At 37.6% G+C, this 19558-nt stretch carries 21 protein-coding genes; 17 read left to right on the top strand and 4 right to left on the bottom strand.

Annotated elements, in window-relative coordinates; genetic code table 11:
- Positions 1 to 11 precede the first annotated feature (11 nt).
- Both JOC36_RS05100 and JOC36_RS05095 read right to left on the bottom strand, forming a co-directional pair.
- Positions 12 to 1184 carry an aminotransferase class I/II-fold pyridoxal phosphate-dependent enzyme gene (locus JOC36_RS05100; RefSeq protein WP_205145434.1) on the bottom strand — a complete coding sequence of 391 codons (1173 nt, stop codon included), beginning with the start codon at positions 1182 to 1184 and terminating at the stop codon, positions 12 to 14.
- 151 nt (positions 1185 to 1335) lie between these two features.
- Entirely contained in the window at positions 1336 to 1482 is a 147-nt protein-coding gene (locus tag JOC36_RS05095) for a hypothetical protein (RefSeq protein ID WP_205145433.1), read from the bottom strand.
- A gap of 129 nt (positions 1483 to 1611) precedes the next feature.
- Between JOC36_RS05095 and JOC36_RS05090 the strand changes: the two genes are divergently transcribed.
- The 5 genes from JOC36_RS05090 to JOC36_RS05070 all read left to right on the top strand — a co-directional run bounded on the left by JOC36_RS05090 (position 1612) and on the right by JOC36_RS05070 (position 4809).
- Positions 1612 to 2091 (top strand): DUF805 domain-containing protein, encoded by a 480-nt coding sequence (locus tag JOC36_RS05090; protein WP_205145432.1) that lies wholly within the window; start codon positions 1612 to 1614, stop codon positions 2089 to 2091.
- 87 nt (positions 2092 to 2178) lie between these two features.
- Entirely contained in the window at positions 2179 to 2664 is a 486-nt protein-coding gene (locus JOC36_RS05085; protein WP_205145431.1) for a DUF805 domain-containing protein, read from the top strand.
- Positions 2665 to 2841: 177 nt separating this feature from the next.
- The gene (locus JOC36_RS05080) at positions 2842 to 3339 is read left to right on the top strand and encodes a DUF805 domain-containing protein (RefSeq protein WP_205145430.1); all 498 of its coding nucleotides are present in this window, start codon (positions 2842 to 2844) and stop codon (positions 3337 to 3339) included.
- A 490-nt stretch (positions 3340 to 3829) separates the two neighbouring features.
- Positions 3830 to 4066, top strand: coding sequence for an RNA-binding protein (locus JOC36_RS05075; protein WP_205145429.1), 237 nt, complete (start codon positions 3830 to 3832; stop codon positions 4064 to 4066).
- A complete protein-coding gene (locus JOC36_RS05070) occupies positions 4048 to 4809 on the top strand; it encodes a DUF6731 family protein (protein ID WP_205145428.1) in 762 nt (253 codons plus the stop codon). Before JOC36_RS05075 ends, JOC36_RS05070 begins: the two co-directional genes overlap by 19 nt.
- 1189 nt (positions 4810 to 5998) lie before the next feature.
- On the opposite strand, the gene JOC36_RS05065 is transcribed toward JOC36_RS05070, so the two are convergent.
- Entirely contained in the window at positions 5999 to 6343 is a 345-nt protein-coding gene (locus JOC36_RS05065) for a TM2 domain-containing protein (protein WP_205145427.1), read from the bottom strand.
- Positions 6344 to 6782: 439 nt separating this feature from the next.
- Here JOC36_RS05065 and mutM point away from each other — a divergent pair, with 439 nt between their 5' ends.
- From mutM to JOC36_RS05005, 12 genes are all read left to right on the top strand, one after another.
- On the top strand, positions 6783 to 7616 hold the full coding sequence (mutM, locus tag JOC36_RS05060) for a bifunctional DNA-formamidopyrimidine glycosylase/DNA-(apurinic or apyrimidinic site) lyase (protein ID WP_205145426.1): 834 nt from the start codon (positions 6783 to 6785) through the stop codon (positions 7614 to 7616).
- 2 nt (positions 7617 to 7618) lie between these two features.
- Positions 7619 to 8230: a dephospho-CoA kinase gene (coaE, locus tag JOC36_RS05055; RefSeq protein WP_205145425.1), complete on the top strand. Its 612-nt coding sequence runs from the start codon at positions 7619 to 7621 to the stop codon at positions 8228 to 8230.
- A gap of 1 nt (position 8231) precedes the next feature.
- Positions 8232 to 9581, top strand: a complete 1350-nt coding sequence (locus tag JOC36_RS08845; protein ID WP_205145424.1) for a DnaD domain protein — start codon at positions 8232 to 8234, stop codon at positions 9579 to 9581.
- On the top strand, positions 9578 to 10537 hold the full coding sequence (gene dnaI, locus JOC36_RS05045; RefSeq protein WP_205145423.1) for a primosomal protein DnaI: 960 nt from the start codon (positions 9578 to 9580) through the stop codon (positions 10535 to 10537). The genes JOC36_RS08845 and dnaI overlap by 4 nt, the downstream gene beginning before the upstream one ends.
- On the top strand, positions 10537 to 11661 hold the full coding sequence (locus JOC36_RS05040) for a YibE/F family protein (protein ID WP_205145422.1): 1125 nt from the start codon (positions 10537 to 10539) through the stop codon (positions 11659 to 11661). The genes dnaI and JOC36_RS05040 overlap by 1 nt, the downstream gene beginning before the upstream one ends.
- The gene (locus JOC36_RS05035) at positions 11658 to 12431 is read left to right on the top strand and encodes a YibE/F family protein (protein WP_205145421.1); all 774 of its coding nucleotides are present in this window, start codon (positions 11658 to 11660) and stop codon (positions 12429 to 12431) included. The genes JOC36_RS05040 and JOC36_RS05035 overlap by 4 nt, the downstream gene beginning before the upstream one ends.
- 116 nt (positions 12432 to 12547) lie before the next feature.
- The gene (locus tag JOC36_RS05030) at positions 12548 to 13240 is read left to right on the top strand and encodes a response regulator transcription factor (protein ID WP_205145420.1); all 693 of its coding nucleotides are present in this window, start codon (positions 12548 to 12550) and stop codon (positions 13238 to 13240) included.
- A 20-nt stretch (positions 13241 to 13260) separates the two neighbouring features.
- The gene (locus tag JOC36_RS05025) at positions 13261 to 14736 is read left to right on the top strand and encodes a HAMP domain-containing sensor histidine kinase (RefSeq protein ID WP_205145419.1); all 1476 of its coding nucleotides are present in this window, start codon (positions 13261 to 13263) and stop codon (positions 14734 to 14736) included.
- A gap of 91 nt (positions 14737 to 14827) precedes the next feature.
- Entirely contained in the window at positions 14828 to 15832 is a 1005-nt protein-coding gene (locus JOC36_RS05020; RefSeq protein ID WP_205145418.1) for a nucleoid-associated protein, read from the top strand.
- A 130-nt stretch (positions 15833 to 15962) separates the two neighbouring features.
- Positions 15963 to 17447: a glutamate/gamma-aminobutyrate family transporter YjeM gene (yjeM, locus tag JOC36_RS05015; RefSeq protein ID WP_205145417.1), complete on the top strand. Its 1485-nt coding sequence runs from the start codon at positions 15963 to 15965 to the stop codon at positions 17445 to 17447.
- A 125-nt stretch (positions 17448 to 17572) separates the two neighbouring features.
- Positions 17573 to 18541, top strand: coding sequence for a membrane protein insertase YidC (gene yidC, locus JOC36_RS05010; RefSeq protein WP_205145416.1), 969 nt, complete (start codon positions 17573 to 17575; stop codon positions 18539 to 18541).
- Between the two features lie 95 nt (positions 18542 to 18636).
- Positions 18637 to 18969 carry a thioredoxin family protein gene (locus JOC36_RS05005; RefSeq protein WP_205145415.1) on the top strand — a complete coding sequence of 111 codons (333 nt, stop codon included), beginning with the start codon at positions 18637 to 18639 and terminating at the stop codon, positions 18967 to 18969.
- A gap of 40 nt (positions 18970 to 19009) precedes the next feature.
- Here JOC36_RS05005 and JOC36_RS05000 read toward each other — a convergent pair whose 3' ends face one another.
- Positions 19010 to 19552 carry a TetR/AcrR family transcriptional regulator C-terminal domain-containing protein gene (locus tag JOC36_RS05000; RefSeq protein WP_250780481.1) on the bottom strand — a complete coding sequence of 181 codons (543 nt, stop codon included), beginning with the start codon at positions 19550 to 19552 and terminating at the stop codon, positions 19010 to 19012.
- Between the last annotated feature and the right edge of the window lie 6 nt (positions 19553 to 19558).

Here is a 19558-nt window from a genome sequence, read left to right as displayed (position 1 = left end):
ATGGGCCTCCTTTACTTTGACAAATGATTTAGGAATGCTTCAATCCGCTGCATGGCCGCTTCTAAGGTTTCCTGACTGCAAGCATAGCTAATTCGGAAATAGCCTTCACCACCTGGCCCAAAAGCACTTCCAGGCACGGTGGCGACGTGCGCTTGTTCAGCTAAATCAATGACGAAATGTTCATCATCTTCACCATAGGCTTCAGGTACATGCGGAAAGACGTAAAAAGCACCTTCTGGCTCATCTAAAGTGAAACCAAGTTCACGTAACGCTGTCACGACATAATCACGGCGCTGACGATAAGCATCTCTCATTTGAATGGTTGCAGCATGGCCTTCTGGAGTACCCAGGGCAACGGTCGCTGCTGCTTCAACTGGATTGGCATTAGTAGTGACTGCAAGTTGATGGAATTGGGCGGGGCCTTTGATTAAATCAGCGGGACCGGCAATGAAGCCTAAACGATATCCGGTCATGGCATGTGATTTAGAAACACCATTCAATACTAAGGTTTGTTCTGGTAGATAGGTAGCAATTGAGTGGTGGGGACCGTCATAAGTGAGCTCCGAGTAAATTTCATCGGCAATTACCACAATATTGGTTCCATCTAGAATTTCAGCTAATGCTTGTAAGGTTTCCGCTGAATAAGTGCGGCCAGTGGGGTTACCCGGGTAGTTCAACACAAGGACTTTGATGGCATCACCATATTCAGTAATGACTTGTTTCAGATGATCAGGTGTCAAAAGAAAATCATCATCAGAGGTATCGACTAAGAGTGGATCAGCACCAGCAAGCAAGGTATCACTTTCGTAAAGGGGAAAAGTAGGACTCGGAATCAGCACTTTATCACCTGGATTCACAAAAGCACAAATCGTATCGTAAATGGCCTCGGTCGCACCAACGGTTACGACGATATTTTCTTCTGGATCATATTCAAGTTGATAGCGATCTTTTAAAAAATGGGCGATGGCTTCCCGGACAGCTACGGTTCCCCGGGAAGGGCCATAATGTGAGTCATTTGCTGTGACACTGTCAATGATGGCCTGCTTACTATTTTCTGGCACATTAAAGTCAGGTTCTCCAATAGTCAGCTTTAAAATATCATCGATGGCGCTAAAACGATCATCATATGCGCGAATAATATTAGGGTGGATACGATTCAAATTTTCATTTTGTGGTCTAGTCATATGCTACTTCCTCCAATTGCTAACTGACATGTGAAAACTCTTTATAAATCAAGGATGTTGAAGACAATATTAGCATTCTCTCATTTAAAGTCAATTTTTTTATCATTTTAAATAAAAAAACACGGTTCAACTTGAACCGTGAAATAAATCTTTATACAAATAAACTCATAATTAAAATGATTAAGCCTGTAAGAGCAACATAATTAATGCCACGTGCAGTAATTTTCATATAGCGCAAACCAAGCCAAATCAAGACTAGTACACACCCAATCACTGCTAAAATTTGTTGTAAGAGCATCATAACCTCCAATGGAACTATTTTAGTAATCATACCATATTGGTCTACGATGCTAGAGGAGAAAATACTATGGGGGGCATAGTAGCTTATGCTAAAATAGCTGTATCTTAAAGATTGGAGTTTACAACTGTGATTTCATATAAAACCGCATTTACGAACTTTTTCAAGAAGGGCTTTAATTTTAAAGGCACTTCAACTCGCGCTGAATTTTGGTGGATGGTGGGCACTTTCATGCTAGCAACTTTAATTTGGGGCGTTTTAGGCTTGATTGTTTTTGCATTGACCGGTAATAAAGTTGATTGGGGTGCGCATTCAATTACCTTTAATGATAATCAAATTATGGTATTAGTTGCTTGGCTAGCGGTTATGGTTGTGGTAATGATTATTTTATTAATTCCGTACATGGCTTTGCAGGTTCGTCGCTTTCGTGACACAGCTCTGGCTGAACCTTTGGTTTGGATTGCTTTAATTATCTCAATTGTTGGTCAATTTGGTGGGGCAAATACATTGATGAATATTATTTCAGGTATTGCAGGCTTACTTGTCCTTATTTTGTGCGTGTTACCAACTAATTATTTAACTAAAATTAGTTGGTTAAGTCGGAAATAATAAACTTCAGTAGTAGTTTTACGCCACAATCCCCAAAAAATAAAGATTGTGCTAGCAGTGAAATAGTAAAATAAAAAGGATAATTACATGGTTTCATTTTCAACAGCTATTAAAAATTTCTTCAAGAAAGGCCTCGACTTCCGTGGTACTGCGACCCGTGCCGAATTTTGGTGGCCATGCCTGCTTTTATTTGTTTTTGTTATTTTTTGGACAACCATCAGTGCGACATTTTTAGCAATCTTCACCAATGGGGATTTTAACTTAGCACATTTGTTTGCAAGTCTGCCAAGTCAGAGTAGTCTCTTAACCCTGGTTTGGATGTTTATCACCTTAGTGCTTGGGATTCTAATTTTCATTCCATTCCTCGCAGTCCAAACCCGGCGTTTCCGTGATACTGATCTGTCTGAACCTTTGGTTTGGATTGCCTTAGTTGCTTCACTCATCGGTAACTATGGTGGTGCGAGTGCTGGAGTAGAAGTACTTTCAGAAGTACTTAGTGTCATCGTTATTATCTTAAGTGTGTTACCTACACATTGCTTTGCAAATGTGAGTTGGCTTAGCCGTAACAAATAAATGAGAAGCACAACATGCTCGTCAAACAACTGACAAGCGTGTTTTTATTTTGCCTTTTAAATTTATTTCCTAAAAATATCTAATTATTTTTGTTAAAATGTTTTAAAAAATTGCATCATTTTTCCATTATGTTAAGGTATGCATTGAAGAGATTACAGAATGGAGAGATAACAAATTATGGTTTCATATAAAACAGCCTTTAAGAACTTTTTCAAAAAAGGTTTTAACTTCAAGGGAACATCAACTCGGGCCGAATATTGGTGGATGGTTTTAACTATTACGCTAACTGAAGCTGCCTTGGCCTTATGCTTATTTCTCACCATATTCTTAATGGGTGGAACTGGTAGCATCGATCAGATGATGGATAATTTATCAGCAGGGGCGCTAATACTTTCAATTTTTTTGATATTACTTATGGTAGTAATCATCTTAATCATCATTATTCCGATGCTTGCTTTACAGGTACGTCGATTCCGCGATATTGACTTAGCCGAACCATTAGTATGGACTGCCTTCGTAGTATTAGTCTTTGGTAGGATTGTTGCTAACTACTTTGCTAGACAGTATGCTGGTATGGAAGTTCTTTCAGACATTTTAACGCTTCTCATATTTATTCTTAGCGCTTTGCCAACCAACTGCTTTAAAAATACTAACTGGCTTAACCGTAAAAACTAAATAGGCTGAACAAAGCTTTAATCAAAACCACTGATTAGAGCTTTATTTTTAATTTAAAAAGATGATTTTTAACCATTAAGATGAGCAATTTATTGATTGGAAATACATTTTTGGGGCAAAGTCTTATTTTTTAAAAATCGGTTATATTTATAGGCGTTAATTTCGATATAAAAAAACATGTTTAGTATACTTATATAATTTAAAAAAAGAGACAAGTAACTATCTTTATTGTGTCAAAAATTATATGATTTTTAGTCTACGACGAAGTAAGCCATACTCTTGCTAAAATATTTAACGGAAAATCGTTCAAGAATTATTATCATAAAAGCCCCTATTATGATGAATAAGTATTTAAATTAACAGGCACCAAGCAAATATCTGATTCAATCTATTTGAAATATAATCAATCATATTCATATTTTTTTTGATTCCTAAACTATTATTGATTTTGTTATACTTAAGGGAAAAGGAATTATGAGGGGTTTGGGATATGGAACAAAAACAGGTAAACTGTGATTACTATGAAGTACATTTAGTTGGAGAAAATTCAAAGAACTTGGATAGCAATATTGATTATGATGCTTTGATGGAATCGTTTCCTTCAGAATTTGGTAGCATTAAATCAAAACACTTTGGTAATGGCAAGGCTAATTTACGGAATATTACCATGGGAAATTATGTTTTAAGATTAGACAAAAGAATATTACCATGGGAAATTATGTTTTAAGATTAGACAAAATTAGTAAAGATAAAAATAATAAATTTTTAAGGATGCATTTCCAACGATTAAGTCATAAGGATTTGGCGCAGTCCAGAGATGATAGAGCTGGATCTGAAGAACTAAAATTACGTGATGACCATACGTATATTTCAGATGGAGCAGTTTTAATTATAGATATGAAAAATAATCGTGGGTTATTTCAAGTTAATGGGAAATCGTGTAGAATGCCACGTGTGGAAGAATACATTAACCATTTTTGGCATATTAACGGGAATGGAGTGGGTTCTTTTCAGTTTTGGCAAATGCATAATGATGTTGATAAATTTATAGAACAACTAAAAACTGGACGCTGGCACGGTACCAAAAAGATTGATCTTAAGCTAAGTAATCACTCTGCTGACATTCCGGATAAAAATGAAGGAGATCCTATTAATGGCATTCAACAATATACTAAGGCTTTCCAAGGAACAACAGCGCAACTGATTATTTCTAAAGGGCATGGACAAGAATATTTAAATGACACTGCTGTTTCTCAGTTAGTGAATTTTGTGTCGGAAAACCCTGAAAGAGTTAAAAAAGCTCAAATTGAATATATGAATGAAGATGAGCGACCTTCACTATTGGACTTAATGGATGCAAAAAAACGAGTAACAATAGAGGTTAGCTCTACTGATTCTGGATACGTTAATTTGGATGAAGTTGAGACAGCATTAATTTTCCGATATAATAGTGACTTTCCAGATTGCTAGATAAACAAGGGGGATCGAGTGTATGATCAATAAGTTGAAAAGTACCAAATTTTGGAGATCCCAAAGTAAAGAAGTTATAGTCACATTATCTGTCATTATTGTGTTATTAATTCTAAGTAACTATAAATCTTTTAACGTAGAAGGAATGACTAAATTTAATACTAGTGTCCGGGGTATTATTTCTATATTTACTGGAATGTTAGGTACAATGATTGGATTAATTTTTTCTGGACGTTTATCAAGTACATTTACTTTGATGTCTGAAAAGTATAAAGGTGTATGGGGGTTAAAGTATCGAATCTTTGGAGCTTTCATCCCATCCATTATGTTTATAACATATTCACTAATTTATGAAGCATATTATAATGTTTTTATGATAGATATACGTAATATATTTTTAAACAAAGTGTTATTCGTTATTTTAATAACGTTAATGACATATTCTATGGTATCTACATATCATGTGGTACACCAAATTATCAACATGTCATTGGACACATTTACCACCAAAAAATAATTTACAAATTTTTAAAAGTTGAGGAAATCAAATCTAGTTATTAATAAGAAGGACTATAAACAAAGGCCCCCTAAGTTGGACAAAAAGGTTCGACTTAGGGGGATTTTGTTTATAATAAAGTATTAAATGAATTTAAGACATTAGTAGCCAAAGAATTCCTCGAAAATTCTAAGTTAATTTTCCAAACAACATGAAAGTTTAACAGTCTGTCACAAAAATCTACATATACGGGTTAATCTACGTCTCTTTTAAAAAAATAGCTGTTTAATATCTCAATCAACAAGCATACACATTACACAGATCGATATATCATCGATATCAATTAAATTCAGTTTGTTTATGTTTGCATTTATAATTTATTCAAATTTACTGATAAAGGGATTGGACAAAAAATAGAAGAAACTCAAACTGATAATGTATCTGTTGTAAGTTTTTTCATATTTATATATATTTAACTCGTAACCAGATATACAAATTACAGCAACGATTTCGTATAGATTTCGTATAAAAGAAGAATTCAGTGTCTTTTCCCCTATGGAGTATAAGAATATGTTCACGGAGAAAATTAGTTAATATTTTTTATCCCACCAACTCCGCTCACTTTTATCCCTCGATTGAGCGCGTTACTAGAACGTTTTTACTATGTATGTTGCCTTTGGAGGCAACTAAAAATTAAACTTCTTTGATTGCTCGCTTTGGATCATTAATAATTGCTTCGGCTGCTTCACGTTCAATCCGAGCGTTGTCATTCTTAATCCAACGAGGGATAAGGAATAAGTCAACAAAAGTCCAAATTCCAGAAATAATTGCAAGAAATCCAACAGAAAGGACAGTGATTAGTAGCATGGCAATTGCTGAAACTGTCTTACCCATGTAAAAACGATGAATCCCAAAAAGTCCAAAAAAGAAAGCAAATACATATGCTAGCACAATGTTTTTACCCTTTGATTGTACTTGTGAATTAACTAATAACTTTTCATTATTTGATAATTCTGATAGCAACACGTCATTGTTCATAAAATACTCCTATCAGCTTTTAACGTGAATCAGATTTTTGCACGTGATATTAAATATTTAATCTAAAAAAGATTATTGAAAATGAATTTTTAAACGAATTGTCCCATGAGGTATTAAAAATTATATATTAACGGATATAAACGTAAAAATGAACATATGAAACAATATATTAAAATAAATGTTGCCTAGCTGGAATTAAACGATTGTTTGTCATCAAATTGACACAAACTGAAGCATCAATATAGATAGCAAATTTTAAATAGGTGTTCCTAAATTATATTGATAGGTAGGCCTTTTTCTTTTTTTTAGCGTTAAAGTAGCCTATAATTAGGAAGAATATCTAAAGATTAATTTGGCACGCGTATTTAATAATGTTGTCAATAAAAGAGTACTCCAAAATAACTTACAAACATTGCTATATCAAGGAAAGGAGACCCTAATGCCGGAACTACCAGAAGTTGAAACTGTTCGACGGGGGTTAACCCGTTTAGTAAAGGGGCGTACGGTACTTTCAACAGAAGTCCGTTGGCCCAAAATCGTGAATAACATGACGCCAGAAGAATTTGATGCGACATTGGCACAACGAAAAATTGAAAAAATTGATCGACGAGGAAAGTACTTACTTTTCCGTTTTTCAGGTGACTATACGATGGTATCTCATCTTCGAATGGAAGGATCTTATTACACCGTACCAACAGGTACGACACCAGGGAAGCACGATTTGGTCACTTTCCATCTCGACCAAGATGTTGATTTATTTTATCGTGACACTCGTAAATTTGGCCGCATGACTTTAGTTAAAAATGAAGATTTGAATCAAGTACCTGGCTTATCTGCATTAGGACCTGAGCCAAATGAAACGGACTTAACGTTTGATTATATGAAAGAAATCTTTCGCAAATCACATGCGCGCATTAAGCCGTTTTTACTTGATCAAAGTCACATTGCTGGGATTGGTAATATTTATGCTGATGAAACATTATGGCAAAGTAAGATCCATCCCAAAACACATGTTGACCGACTAACCGATGAGCAAATTAGCACGCTTCGTGAAAATATTATTAACGAAATGGCGCGTTCCATCGATCATCACGGGACCACGGTGCATAGTTTTACGAATGCCTTCGGTCAAGCGGGTGAATTCCAAAATGAATTAGAAGTTTACGGTCGCGTTGGCGAACCATGTTTGCGGTGTGGAACGCCGTTAGAGAAAATCAAAGTTGCACAACGTGGGACAACCTATTGTCCACATTGTCAGATTGAAGAGGATTAATGATGTTTAAATTAGGGTTAACGGGTGGAATCGCAACAGGTAAATCAACTATTTCAAATTATCTTAAAAATGAAAAACATTTGCCTGTGCTTGACGCTGACGAAACTGCACATGCAATTATGGAACCTGGTGAACCGGCCCTAACAGATATCGCCGACACTTTTGGACTAGATGTGATACATTCAGATGGCACGTTAAACCGACAAAAGTTAGGTGCGATTGTTTTCAATGATGCATCTAAGCGAACCCAATTAAACCAAATTACGCATCCGCGGGTCTTTGAAAAAATGCAGCATACTTTAACTGAATTAGAACAACAAGGCGCCAAAATCGTTGTATTAGACATTCCACTTTTATTTGAAAGTAATCAAGGCATGACATATGACGCAGTTTGTGTTGTGGCAACGGATGAAGCAAACCAGCTACAACGTTTAATGTCACGTAATCAACTGAATGAAGACGAGGCCAGAGCACGAATGTCCGCGCAAATGCCGCTACAACAAAAGATTAATCAAGCTGATTATGTGATTAATAATAATGGCAATTTACAAGATAGTTACCAGCAAGTTGACGATATGTTAACAGATATTCATAAAAGAAATGGAGGGCAATAAAGTGCGAGAATTCTCATTACAACAGCGTTATCGTGTTCAATTGGACGCCGATTTAACTATGCCGGATATTCGTGCTTTAACCCAAGTCTATTTACCCATCATTGGCCATGAAGCTTTCACTTTGTATTTAACGTTAGCTTGTTATCCACACGAAGCAAATCGAGAATACATTCATACGGATTTGTTAGATCAAGTCGGCCTTAGTCATCATGGTTTTTTGGATGCACGTGCACGTCTTGAGGGGATGGGGCTCATGAAGACCTATCAACAAGATTTAACAGAAAAAACGCAATGGGTCTACGAAATGCTTGAACCAATGTCAACTCAAGCCTTTTTAGCTGATGATACTTTGGCGAGTTTGCTAGCACATTATTTAGGAGAAAGTACGCTAAATAAGTTGGTGGCGGATACTTTACCAGAGCCCGAAAAAATACCCGGAGAAAATGTAACGGCATCATTCTTTGATTTAGTTGGCGCAGAACGCTTTAAGAAAATCAAAGCGCCGGTTGAAAAGGAGAGCATGCCAGCACTCCAGGCTTCCATCAAGTCAAATCCAGAAAAGTTGGATTTGAACATGATGAGTCAAATGTTGCAATCATTCAACGTGCCAATGCGCACCCTAAAAGAAAATGAAGCCGCTTTATTAGTTGAAAAAAACCTATACGGTCTGGATGATGTAACATTAGTCCGCTTGATTCAACAAAATTTGACTCAAAATCACGAGATTGATATGCCTAGCTTGCGTAAAAACTTACAGATGCAAGCGAAAGCTAATCAGCGTCAGGCAGAAAATGTTATTGCTGCAAATGAGGTTCAACCTGACACTGGATCAGATTCAGCTCAAAGTAAGCCCGCTAGTGCAGCTGAACAACTTTTGCAACAAGTTCAAAGCTTATCGCCAGTCCAATATCTACAGGCACTGCGCCAAGAAAAAGGTGGGTTTGTCACCGATAATGAACTAAAATCATTAGAAGATATTGCCCAGTTAAAGCGGTTGCCAAACGAAGTCATCAATGTCATGCTTTATGAATTGACAGTGGTTGAGCAAAAGACTTCGTTGAATCGGAATTTGATGCAAACGATTGTCAATGATTGGAGTCAAGCCGGAGTTAAAACCGCCAAAGATGCTTTTAGTTACTTACAAAAACGCCAACAACAAAAACAACAAACACCAGCTACACCAAAACGGCGCTATCAAAATCAACGTCCAGTTAAGAACGAGACGCGTCCAGACTGGGAAGAACAGCGGGCAAAAGCGGCTGCCAATTCAAACCAGCAGGCCGATGCTCAGCGTAAATTGGATGCTTTGTTGAAGGCTAATCAAGCTAAGCAGGAGGACCAACCACAATGAACGATTCAGACCAAACTCAAAATCAGTCACCTTTAGATGTCGGTCAAGCTATGGCACGGGCCATGCAAAAGAATCATCTCAATGAGCGCTATGCCGCCATGCAAAAAGCGGTTTTTGCTGATGACGATGTCCAAAAATTTTTAAAGGATCATCAAGATGAGTTAACACAGACCATTATTGATCGTGACTTTGCCAGCCTATACGAGTTTTACACTCAAAAACATAAAGATGATTCAGAAAGTGTTCATAAAGGCTATGTGCCTAGCTTGATGTTTAACGAGGGGCAAATTAATGTCATGTATCAACCTAGCCAAGCGACTGTTCGTGCCCAACAACAACGAGAACAACAGGCCTTGGTACATGCTGTTCAAATGCCAAAATTGATTGAACGGGCGCAACTTTCTGATTTTTCTAATCCATCGCCAGATCAAAGTAACGCCATTGGGGCTGTTGCGGATTTCATCACCAGTTACACGGAAGACCCCAATACTTATCATCGTGGTTTGTACATCCATGGACCATATGGGGTCGGAAAGACGCATTTGATGGGGGCGATGGCGAATACCTTAGCGCGCTACAGTATTCCGGTCACGTTGGTCCATTTCCCTAGTTTTGCCATTGAATTGCGGAATGGGATTAGTGATAAAAATAATCAAAACCAGAAACGTCTCGAAGCTTTGCAACGGGCCCAAATTTTAGTACTTGATGATATTGGAGCCGAATCATTAACCGCTTGGTTACGTGATGATATTCTCAGTCCAATTTTAGAATACCGCATGCAAAATGAACTCACGACCTTCTTCACTTCTAATTTCTCAATGGACCAATTAGAAAAAGAACATTTCACGAATACCAAAGATGGAAGTGAACCGATTAAAGCCGAGCGCTTAATGCAAAGAATTAAGTTTCTAGCAAAGGAAATCGCCATGTTTGGCGAAAATAAGCGGGTGCACTAATGCAAATTATTATCAAATTCTTGAAAAAAACCGGGCTAGCTTGGCTGACACTTGGAATTATTGTCATTGCTACAGCCTGTTTTTTTGCAAATAATGGCCAAATGTATCGAGAACCACTTGGTAAAATTACGACGATATCAACCCAGTCTACTGGTAAACAAAGTGATCAATATGGGAATCGCGTTAAAACATATAATCAAAAGTTAACCGTGCAACGGCTGAATGGCCAACATCGCGGAGAAACGATTCATCTTAACAATAGCTTTGATTCGGCCGAAGCCTTAAATGTGCGCTTACATAAAGGACAACAAGTCTTCTTAACGCATGATGGTCACGCTAATTGGTCAATAAAAAATGTGCGCCATGACTATATTTGGATTCCATTTGCTATTTTCGTTTTAGGTAGCTTGTGGATTTTAATGGGGCAACACGGTCGGATTATGATCTTGACACTATTTATGAATGTCGGGCTTTTTATTGCTTTCGTTTGGTTAAATAATGCGATCCCGAATCAAAACTTATTTGTCTTGTTCATTCCATTTGCCATCATTGTCACCATCTTAACGCTTGGTTTACTTATGGGCTTTCGTTCAAAACAAATGTGGGTCATTAGTTCAACGGTCTTGCTAACAAGCCTAATCACACTTGGTTTAAGTGAGATTGTCTTCCAGGTCTTGCACAATCAAGGTGTTTACTATGAGCATATGGATTTTGTCACTGAAAATCCTGACAATCTCTTTATGGCCATGACCTTAGTGGGTGTGCTTGGTGCGGTCATGGACGAAGCTACTGACATGACGGCCACATTATTCTCACTTAAGCGCGAGCGTCCTAGCATTTCAACCTCCGAATTGATTCACGCTGGACGTGATTTAGGCGGCGAAATTTTTGGCGCCCTTAACAATGTTTTGTTCTTAATCTTTATTGCCGAACAATTACCAATGGCTGTGCTTTATCTTAGAAATGGAAACACTTGGTCATTTACGTACATTAGCAATTTATCAATTGGTATGATTCAAACGCTCATTAGTGCCATTGGAATTGTATTAACAGTACCAGTTGGTTTATTGGTATTTAAATTGTTTGATCGTTCAAGTCACCAAAAGATTGGAGGCCAAGGATGAACGTTACAATTGCATTAGCTATTATCTTGCTCATATTAATGGTGCTCATCGCTGGTGCTAAAGGGCTGGGAGCCTTTGTTAGTTTATGGATTAATTTCTTAGTATTAGCTTGTATCATTACCTTAATTAGTTTTTCTTTTAATCCATTTTGGGTGCTTTTAATTGGGGGCGGTATTATTTTGACCATCACGATTATCAGTACCGGATCAGATGAAGATACGACACGGACGGCCTTAACGGTCAGTTTTATTGTGATGTTATTACTACTCGTTTTAATTGTCCCAATGGAACAAATCTCAAGCTCAGCCGGCTTTTCAGTCGAAAATAGTGAAGAGTTAGAAGGTCTTTCATTAGGTATTAACGTACCTTTTAAAACTTTAGGCATCTGTGCCGCACTACTGGCCACGCTTGGTGCAATTGCCGAAGCGGCCGTAGCCATTTCGTCGAGTCTAGCTGAACTACAAGCAGATCAGCCCCGTGCAAAATTGTCACAACTCATTAGCGCTGGTCAACAGGTTGGTCGAGAAATTGTGGGAACAGCCGTGAACACCGTATTATTTGGTTATTTAGCCGATTTTTTGAGCTTGTCACTATTATTTACCCGTTTAAACTATAGCTTCACGGACATTATCAATACAAAACTGTTTACTTCGGCATTACTATCGTTAATGTATTCCATCTTGGGTGTGGTATTAGTATTCCCATTTACATTATTAGTTTTTTATTTACAGCATAAAAAGCAAACCACAAATCAAGATGAAAATGCCTAAATTACGGCAAAAGAATAGGAAAAATGAGAACGTTGTGGTATGATTTAGTTAAAGTTAACCTGTTTATGACATGTTAATTTCTATTAGATTTATATAAAGAAAGTTAGGTATTAAAAATGAGCAATAACATCCTCATCGTAGAAGACGAAGAAAATTTGGCCCGTTTTGTTGATCTTGAATTGCAACACGAAGGGTATCAAACACATGTAGCAGATAATGGTCGTGATGGCCTTGATGAAGCAATTAATAATGATTATGACTTGATTCTATTAGATTTAATGTTACCAGAATTAAGTGGATTAGAAGTTGCGCGTCGTTTGCGTGAAGCTAAGAACACACCTATCATTATGATGACTGCCCGTGATTCAGTAATTGATCGTGTTTCAGGGCTTGACTATGGGGCTGATGACTATGTTGTAAAGCCTTTTGCGATTGAAGAGCTGCTTGCCCGTGTGCGTTCATTGTTGCGTCGGATTAATATTGAAACTGAAGAACACAGCTCACATCAAAGTATCGTTCGTTACCGTGATTTAACGGTCGAAAAAGAAAACCGGATTGCCCGTCGTGGTAATGAAATTATTAATTTGACGAAGCGTGAATACGAATTGCTATTGATTTTGATGGAAAACATTAATGTCGTCCAATCACGTGATGAATTGTTAATGAAGGTTTGGGGTTACGATACTGATATCGAGACCAATGTCGTTGATGTGTACATCCGTTATCTTCGTAATAAGATTGACCAACCAGATTCACGTGCATCATATATTCAAACCGTTCGCGGAACTGGGTATGTCATGCGCCAATAGGTGTTTGAGGAGGCAGCTTAATGGAGAAGGATGAAACCACAGAAAATTCTACAGCCACTAAGCGAATTTCATTAAAGTGGAAGTGGACTTTGGGAACCCTGGTGGGGGTATTCTTTGTCTTTTGTATGTTTGCTTGGTTTTTAACATCTGCCTTTTCAAATCGGATGTTAAATAACGAGGAAGTTAATACACGTCGTTCCATGTTTACCGTGGCAAAGCGTTTGGAGCAACAATCTTTACAACAGCTTACCACAAAAGACATCGATAAAATTTTGCAGCCCGATCAAGACGATTTCAGTTCAATGGTTAAAGACCCAGTTGTGCATGAAATTGCCCGATCAGATTACGATATGGTGATCTATAATGAGCAGGGAAAGCAAATTTATCCCAGTGAGCAGTCACAAATTAGTTTGAAGCGAGTTAAGAAACCAACTGTGACTGTTGAAAAAATTAATGGTCGCAAACAAATGTTAGGTCGCCAGCCCATCACGAATCAAAAGGGTGAGCGGGTTGGTTACTTAGTTGTTGAAAATCATCTCATTACTTATCACAAAACATTCAAACAAGTTTATGCCATTATTGTTGTATCAATTGTTCTAGGCTTAATGTTCCTAGGATTGTGGGTATACTGGTTATCAGGATATCTACTACAACCAATTAAAGACATGACCAAAGTTGCTGATCGGATTCAAAAAGATCCTAGTTCGCCTGAGCGTGTTTCGCTTAGAACTAAGCATCCAGACGAACTGTCTGAATTAGCTGCTGTTTTTAATGAAATGTTGGATAAAATGCAAGGTTTCATTACGCAACAGCAACGTTTTGTGGAAGATGTTTCGCATGAATTAAGAACTCCCGTAGCGATTGTTAAAGGCCATATGGAATTACTTGATCGTTGGGGTAAAGATGATCCTAAAATCTTAGACGAATCAATTCAAGCTTCGCTGACTGAAATGAAGCGGATGCAAGGCTTGGTTCAAGAAATGTTAGATTTGACCCGTGCTGATCAAATCGAATTGACCTTTAAAGATGGCCAAACTGATGCTAAGGAAGTTATCAATGCGGTCTACAATAACTACAAGTTAATTTATCCAGACTTTACTTTCTTACTAGACGATGGTTTAAAGGGGCCAACTTGGCTAAATATGAATCGTGATCATTTTGAGCAAATCTTGATTATATTAACTGACAATGCTGTTAAATATAGTCAAGATCGCAAAGAGATTCACTTTGCAGCCTCAAAATCAGGTTCAAATTTGGAAGTGGCCATTCAAGACTTCGGTGAAGGAATTAGTTCTGAAGACGCTAAGCACATCTTTGATCGTTTCTATCGTGTTGATAAAGCACGTTCACGAAAACAAGGTGGTAATGGGCTTGGTTTAAGTATCGCTCAAAAAGTGATTGAAGGCTATGGCGGTGAAATTACGCTTGAATCGGCCGTCGGTGAAGGTTCTGTTTTCCGTTTTACTTTACCAATTCAATCAGAAACTAAAGCATAAATGTTACACTAAAAACGTTAGCAAAGTGGTTGAAACGCTTGCTAGCGTTTTTAAATTGATGGATTAAATTTTTAAAAAGGATGACACACACATGATTATTAAACATGCCATTTTACATATCTTAGATAAAGATGCTGGTAATTTAATTGCTTCTCAAAACGAAATGGATATTTCTAATATTCAAATTCACGAATATTTAGAAGGAATTATCCAAAAATTTGAAAATACGGATTATAAACCAGGGCAGCTAACTGATAATGACTACATTGCCGGTGTCATCAGTGATGAGAACCCCGACTCATTTGTTGAGAAAACGACGACTTTAGCAGATAAGTTATTTAGTATTATTGCACCAAGTGAACAGGTGCCTGCCGGAGATTTGCTATGTGTTGAATATTCATCTGGCACCGATGACTTCTTTACCATGCTCAAATTAAACTTAGCGCCACATTATACGCACACAGTTGATTATGAAGGTGATGCCCTCGTCAATAAGTTAGTCTTAAATAAGTCTATCTTGCCAGATCCAACGCAATCAGCGCAGGAAGGCATCTTGATTAACCTCATGACTGGAGCTTATCAATTGGTTGAAAAACAATATTTAATTGATGGCCATCGAACATTTTATTTCTCACAAGATTTCCTTGAAATTTCCCCTGAAACTTCAGCCAAAGATAATCTAAAAACGATTAAAAACACGGTGAAGCAAGTGGCCGACAAATTTGATGTTCCTGAGCATGAGGCGCTTTCATCTGCCCAAACTGCTATTTTTAAAAATATCCAAGATAATGATGGCGAAATCAAAGTTTCTGACATTGGTGATGCCGTATTTGCTGGTAATATTTCAGCACAAAATGCTTATCAAGAAGTTTCAAAAGAGAAAGATTTGGGCGAATCAATTGAGATACCAAATGCTGAGAAATATGAAAAGAAATACCAAGTGCAAAGGTTCAAATTGGATTCAGGCATTGAAATTACAATTCCAATTGATATCTATCAAGATAAATCAAAAGTGGAGTTCGTCAATAACCCAGATGGTACACAAACCTTAATGTTAAAGGACATTGGTTCAATCATGAGTAAATTCAATTCTTAAAAAGATATGAGTTATTAATAATATCATTACAACTAGATGAGTTTGTTCTCTTTTTAATTGTTTCGGTATACAAAAAAGGGTATGCTACTCTGTATATATATTCATGAAAGGTTTCTGATTGGAGTAAGAAATGAATAAAAAGAAAATCGGCCTCGCCGCGTTAGTTCTCATGATTTTTTCATCAATATTTGGTTTTGGTAACGGACCCGTTGCTTTTTTCCAAATGGGGTATGCCTCAATTATTTGGTATGTATTAGGAGCCTTACTCTTTTTCCTACCAACTTCAATGATGTACGCCGAATTCGGTGCCTCGTATAAGGATTCAAAAGGTGGTATTTACACCTGGATGGAAGGCGCATTAGGTAAGAAAACAGCCTTTATTGCGACTTTTATTGCTTTAGCTTCTTGGGTTGTCTGGATGATTTCAGTTGCTCAGAAAGTTTGGATCCCTTTGTCAACCATGTTTTTTGGTCATGATACGACGCAATCTTGGCATCTATTCGGCTTGACTAGTCCACAAACCATTGGACTTTTAGCGATTATCTTTGTGCTTGTTGTAGCATTCTTTGTCACACGTGGTATGGAGTCGATTTCTAAAATTTCATCAGTTGGCGGAATGTTCGTCATGGCTTTAAATGTTCTACTTTTGATTGTTTCAGTAATTGTTTTAATTGCCAATCATGGTCAATTTGCTGAACCCGTTACTGGTAAGTCATTTATTATCCCTGAAAATCCTGCCTTCCAGACACCATTCCAATTGATTTCATTTGCCTTGTATGCTGTATTTGCATACGCCGGTATGGAGCAAATGGGGGGCATGATGGATGACATTGAAAAGCCTGAAAAGACATATCCCCGTGGTGTTATGATTGCCACCATGGTGATTACATTCGGCTATGCATTATCAATTTTGCTTTGGGGTGTCACATCAAATTGGGGTCACCTAGCTAGTATGAAGCATGTTAACTTGGGTAACATTACTTACGTGTTGATGAACAACTTAGGTGTTGCCTTGGGAACATCACTTGGCTTTACTCAAGCGACCGCCTTAACGATTGGAGCATGGTTTGCACGTTTTGCTGGCCTTTCAATGTTCATGGCTTACTTAGGCTCATTCTTCGTGTTGACTTATTCACCATTAAAGTCATTCATCTTAGGATCTCCTAAAGAGGTTTGGCCAAAGTCTGTCGTACGTTTGAATAAAGCAGGGGTGCCAAGTGTTGCCGTTTGGATTCAAGCTGGTTTAGTTGTCCTATTTATTTTTGGGATTGCCTTTGGTGGCAGTGATGCCAACCAACTTTATTTGATCCTTACCAACATGGGAAATGTTTCTTCAACACTTCCATATGTCTTCTTAATTGTAGCATTTCCAATCTTCAAAAAACTTAACAACGTTGAGCATCCAATTGTCTTTTATAAGTCAATGACGGTTACTTGGATTGTTACAGCGATTGTTGAATGCTTAATTATCATTTCAATGGTTATGACCGTTGTGCCATTGTTTATGTCTCATGATTATGCCAATGCTTTTTGGACAATTATCGGCCCAATTTTGTTTGGTTTCATCGCTTGGGTCCTTTATGAGCACGGTGAACGCAAACACGGTAAATTATAAACAAAACTAAACACGAGATTACCAAGTAATCTGGTGTTTTTTTATTGAGCTGTAACATCACTTGTGTGAAGCTATGCTATAATATATTAGTTACAATAAAATCAAATGAGGTAAAATTTCAAAAAATGAAACTAAAAAGTTTAACACCAATACTATTCATCATCTTGATTGGATTATTAGTCACCGGAAACATTGGTATTTTACAAGGTCCCTTAACACAATTTATGGAGTGGGCCGGTAATGTGATTGGTGGCCCAAACGCAGTTGGTTGGTCAATTATCGTTTTGACATTGATGGTTCGTTTACTCTTGATGCCATTTATGGTTCAACAACAGCATGCAGCAACCGTGCAACAAGAAAAAATGATTTTGCTTCAACCACAACTTAATAAAGTCCAAGAAGCACAAAAGAATGCAACAACTCAAGAAGAACAAATGCGAGCTTCTCAAGCTATGATGGCCATTTATCGTGAAAACGGGGTCTCAATGCTTGGCGGCGTTAACTTCTCAGTGATGATTATCCAGATGCCAATCTTCACTGGACTTTACCAAGCCATTCAACATTCACCTGAATTAGCGCAGGCTAGCTTCTATGGGATTTCACTATCCGATAAAAGTCCATTACTTGCCATTTTCACAGCGTTTGTTTACTTCTTACAATCATATCTATCAATGATTGGTATGCCTGAAGATCAAAAGAAATCAATGCGTTCAATGATGTTTATCATGCCTTTGATGATGCTTTTCACCACTTGGTTTACCAACGGTGGAATCGCACTTTACTTCAGTGTTGGTGCCATTGTGATGATTCTTCAACAGTTGATTATTACGATGTGGCGTCCTCGGATTCGCCGGCACGTCGCTGACACCTTTGAAGTTAAGGATGTCGTCGATGATGCCCTTGCTGGTACTTTAGAATCAAGTGCTGAACCACAAAGTGCTTTTGCTAAGGCAATGCAAAACGCACAAGAAGAACTTGAGGCTGAGCAACAACAAGAAGCAACTGGCAAGAAGCCAGTTAAGAAAACTGAAGCTCAAATTCGTGAAGAAAATCGTTTACGCAATCAGAAGAAGCATCAAGGTGATAAACAATAAAAAAAGAGACGATTTAAGATTTAATCGTCTCTTTTCTTTTACTTATATTTTGTAAGAGTGTATACTAAAGGTAGTTTGAAACGGGAGGTTTTTTCATGGAATTTTATGAACCAACAGCGCATACTGACGAAGAGATTCGTTCAACCATTGCCAACAACGACAAGGTAATGTTATTTTTACAAGCCGATTGGTGTGGTGACTGTAAAGCGATTAAGCCATTTGTAAAAGATTTGCGATCATTGGCAGAATCGAATGGCTACACTTGGATTGATGCTGACCGCGATGATAATATCGACATTGCTAATGCTTTGGGGCTACGTGGTATCCCTGCTTTTGTACAAATCGAAAACGGTAAAATGATTGATCACATTGGGAATGGCGAACGCTTAAACCCTGCTGATGTTAAACAATGGCTTGAAAATCTATAAAAAAAGGTAACTTGATTTGAATCAAGTTACCTTTTTTATTTTATACATTAGCTTCTGTCATTTTTTCAGCAATATCGGCCATTTCGTCAATCGACTCATGCATGCCAGTTGCGATCCAACGAATCGCCAATGCCAGCATACCTGATGCGGTAAAGTCAGCTAGATAATCAATTGATTGCACACTATGTCCTTGCTCTGACATCTCTTGCGTAAATAATTGCACATAAAGTGATTGCAAAATGTCACGAAGGGGAGGATAGAACTGTTCACGTAAGCCTGCATTCAACAAGACAGCAATAATCATACCGTTTGATTGAATAAAACCGAAAAAGGCGCGGGCGATTGCTTGAGCATTCAACTCAATTTGGTCAGTTTCAACACTAAATTCATTCGTTAATTGCTTAACGATGGCATCGATGACGGCTTCCTTTGTACCAAAATGGCGATAAAAAGCCATCCGTGACACGCCTGCCTCGCGGGTTATTTCAGTCACCGCCAGTTGGTCATAAGATTGGCTTTGCAACAAAGTTAGGGTTGCATCAATGATTTGTTCATCCGTCTGTTGACGAATACTTTCAGTCACTGCATT

The sequence above is a fragment of the Weissella uvarum genome (genome assembly GCF_016908785.1).
Lineage (GTDB): Bacteria > Bacillota > Bacilli > Lactobacillales > Lactobacillaceae > Weissella > Weissella uvarum.
The sequence above is the reverse complement of the archived record's forward strand: the minus strand, read 5'-3'. Positions and strand labels throughout refer to the sequence as shown.

Bases quoted from the DNA above. Each gene is read 5' to 3' on its own strand.
- JOC36_RS05005 (WP_205145415.1), top strand. From the start codon at position 18,637: ATGGAATTTTATGAACCAACAGCGCATACTGACGAAGAGATTCGTTCA.
- JOC36_RS05095 (WP_205145433.1), bottom strand. From the start codon at position 1,482: ATGCTCTTACAACAAATTTTAGCAGTGATTGGGTGTGTACTAGTCTTG.
- dnaI (WP_205145423.1), top strand. From the start codon at position 9,578: ATGAACGATTCAGACCAAACTCAAAATCAGTCACCTTTAGATGTCGGT.
- yidC (WP_205145416.1), top strand. From the start codon at position 17,573: ATGAAACTAAAAAGTTTAACACCAATACTATTCATCATCTTGATTGGA.
- yjeM (WP_205145417.1), top strand. From the start codon at position 15,963: ATGAATAAAAAGAAAATCGGCCTCGCCGCGTTAGTTCTCATGATTTTT.
- JOC36_RS05025 (WP_205145419.1), top strand. From the start codon at position 13,261: ATGGAGAAGGATGAAACCACAGAAAATTCTACAGCCACTAAGCGAATT.
- mutM (WP_205145426.1), top strand. From the start codon at position 6,783: ATGCCGGAACTACCAGAAGTTGAAACTGTTCGACGGGGGTTAACCCGT.
- JOC36_RS05035 (WP_205145421.1), top strand. From the start codon at position 11,658: ATGAACGTTACAATTGCATTAGCTATTATCTTGCTCATATTAATGGTG.
- JOC36_RS05085 (WP_205145431.1), top strand. From the start codon at position 2,179: ATGGTTTCATTTTCAACAGCTATTAAAAATTTCTTCAAGAAAGGCCTC.
- JOC36_RS05065 (WP_205145427.1), bottom strand. From the start codon at position 6,343: ATGAACAATGACGTGTTGCTATCAGAATTATCAAATAATGAAAAGTTA.
- JOC36_RS05040 (WP_205145422.1), top strand. From the start codon at position 10,537: ATGCAAATTATTATCAAATTCTTGAAAAAAACCGGGCTAGCTTGGCTG.
- JOC36_RS05075 (WP_205145429.1), top strand. From the start codon at position 3,830: ATGGAACAAAAACAGGTAAACTGTGATTACTATGAAGTACATTTAGTT.
- coaE (WP_205145425.1), top strand. From the start codon at position 7,619: ATGTTTAAATTAGGGTTAACGGGTGGAATCGCAACAGGTAAATCAACT.
- JOC36_RS05030 (WP_205145420.1), top strand. From the start codon at position 12,548: ATGAGCAATAACATCCTCATCGTAGAAGACGAAGAAAATTTGGCCCGT.
- JOC36_RS05100 (WP_205145434.1), bottom strand. From the start codon at position 1,184: ATGACTAGACCACAAAATGAAAATTTGAATCGTATCCACCCTAATATT.
- JOC36_RS05020 (WP_205145418.1), top strand. From the start codon at position 14,828: ATGATTATTAAACATGCCATTTTACATATCTTAGATAAAGATGCTGGT.
- JOC36_RS05080 (WP_205145430.1), top strand. From the start codon at position 2,842: ATGGTTTCATATAAAACAGCCTTTAAGAACTTTTTCAAAAAAGGTTTT.
- JOC36_RS05070 (WP_205145428.1), top strand. From the start codon at position 4,048: ATGGGAAATTATGTTTTAAGATTAGACAAAATTAGTAAAGATAAAAAT.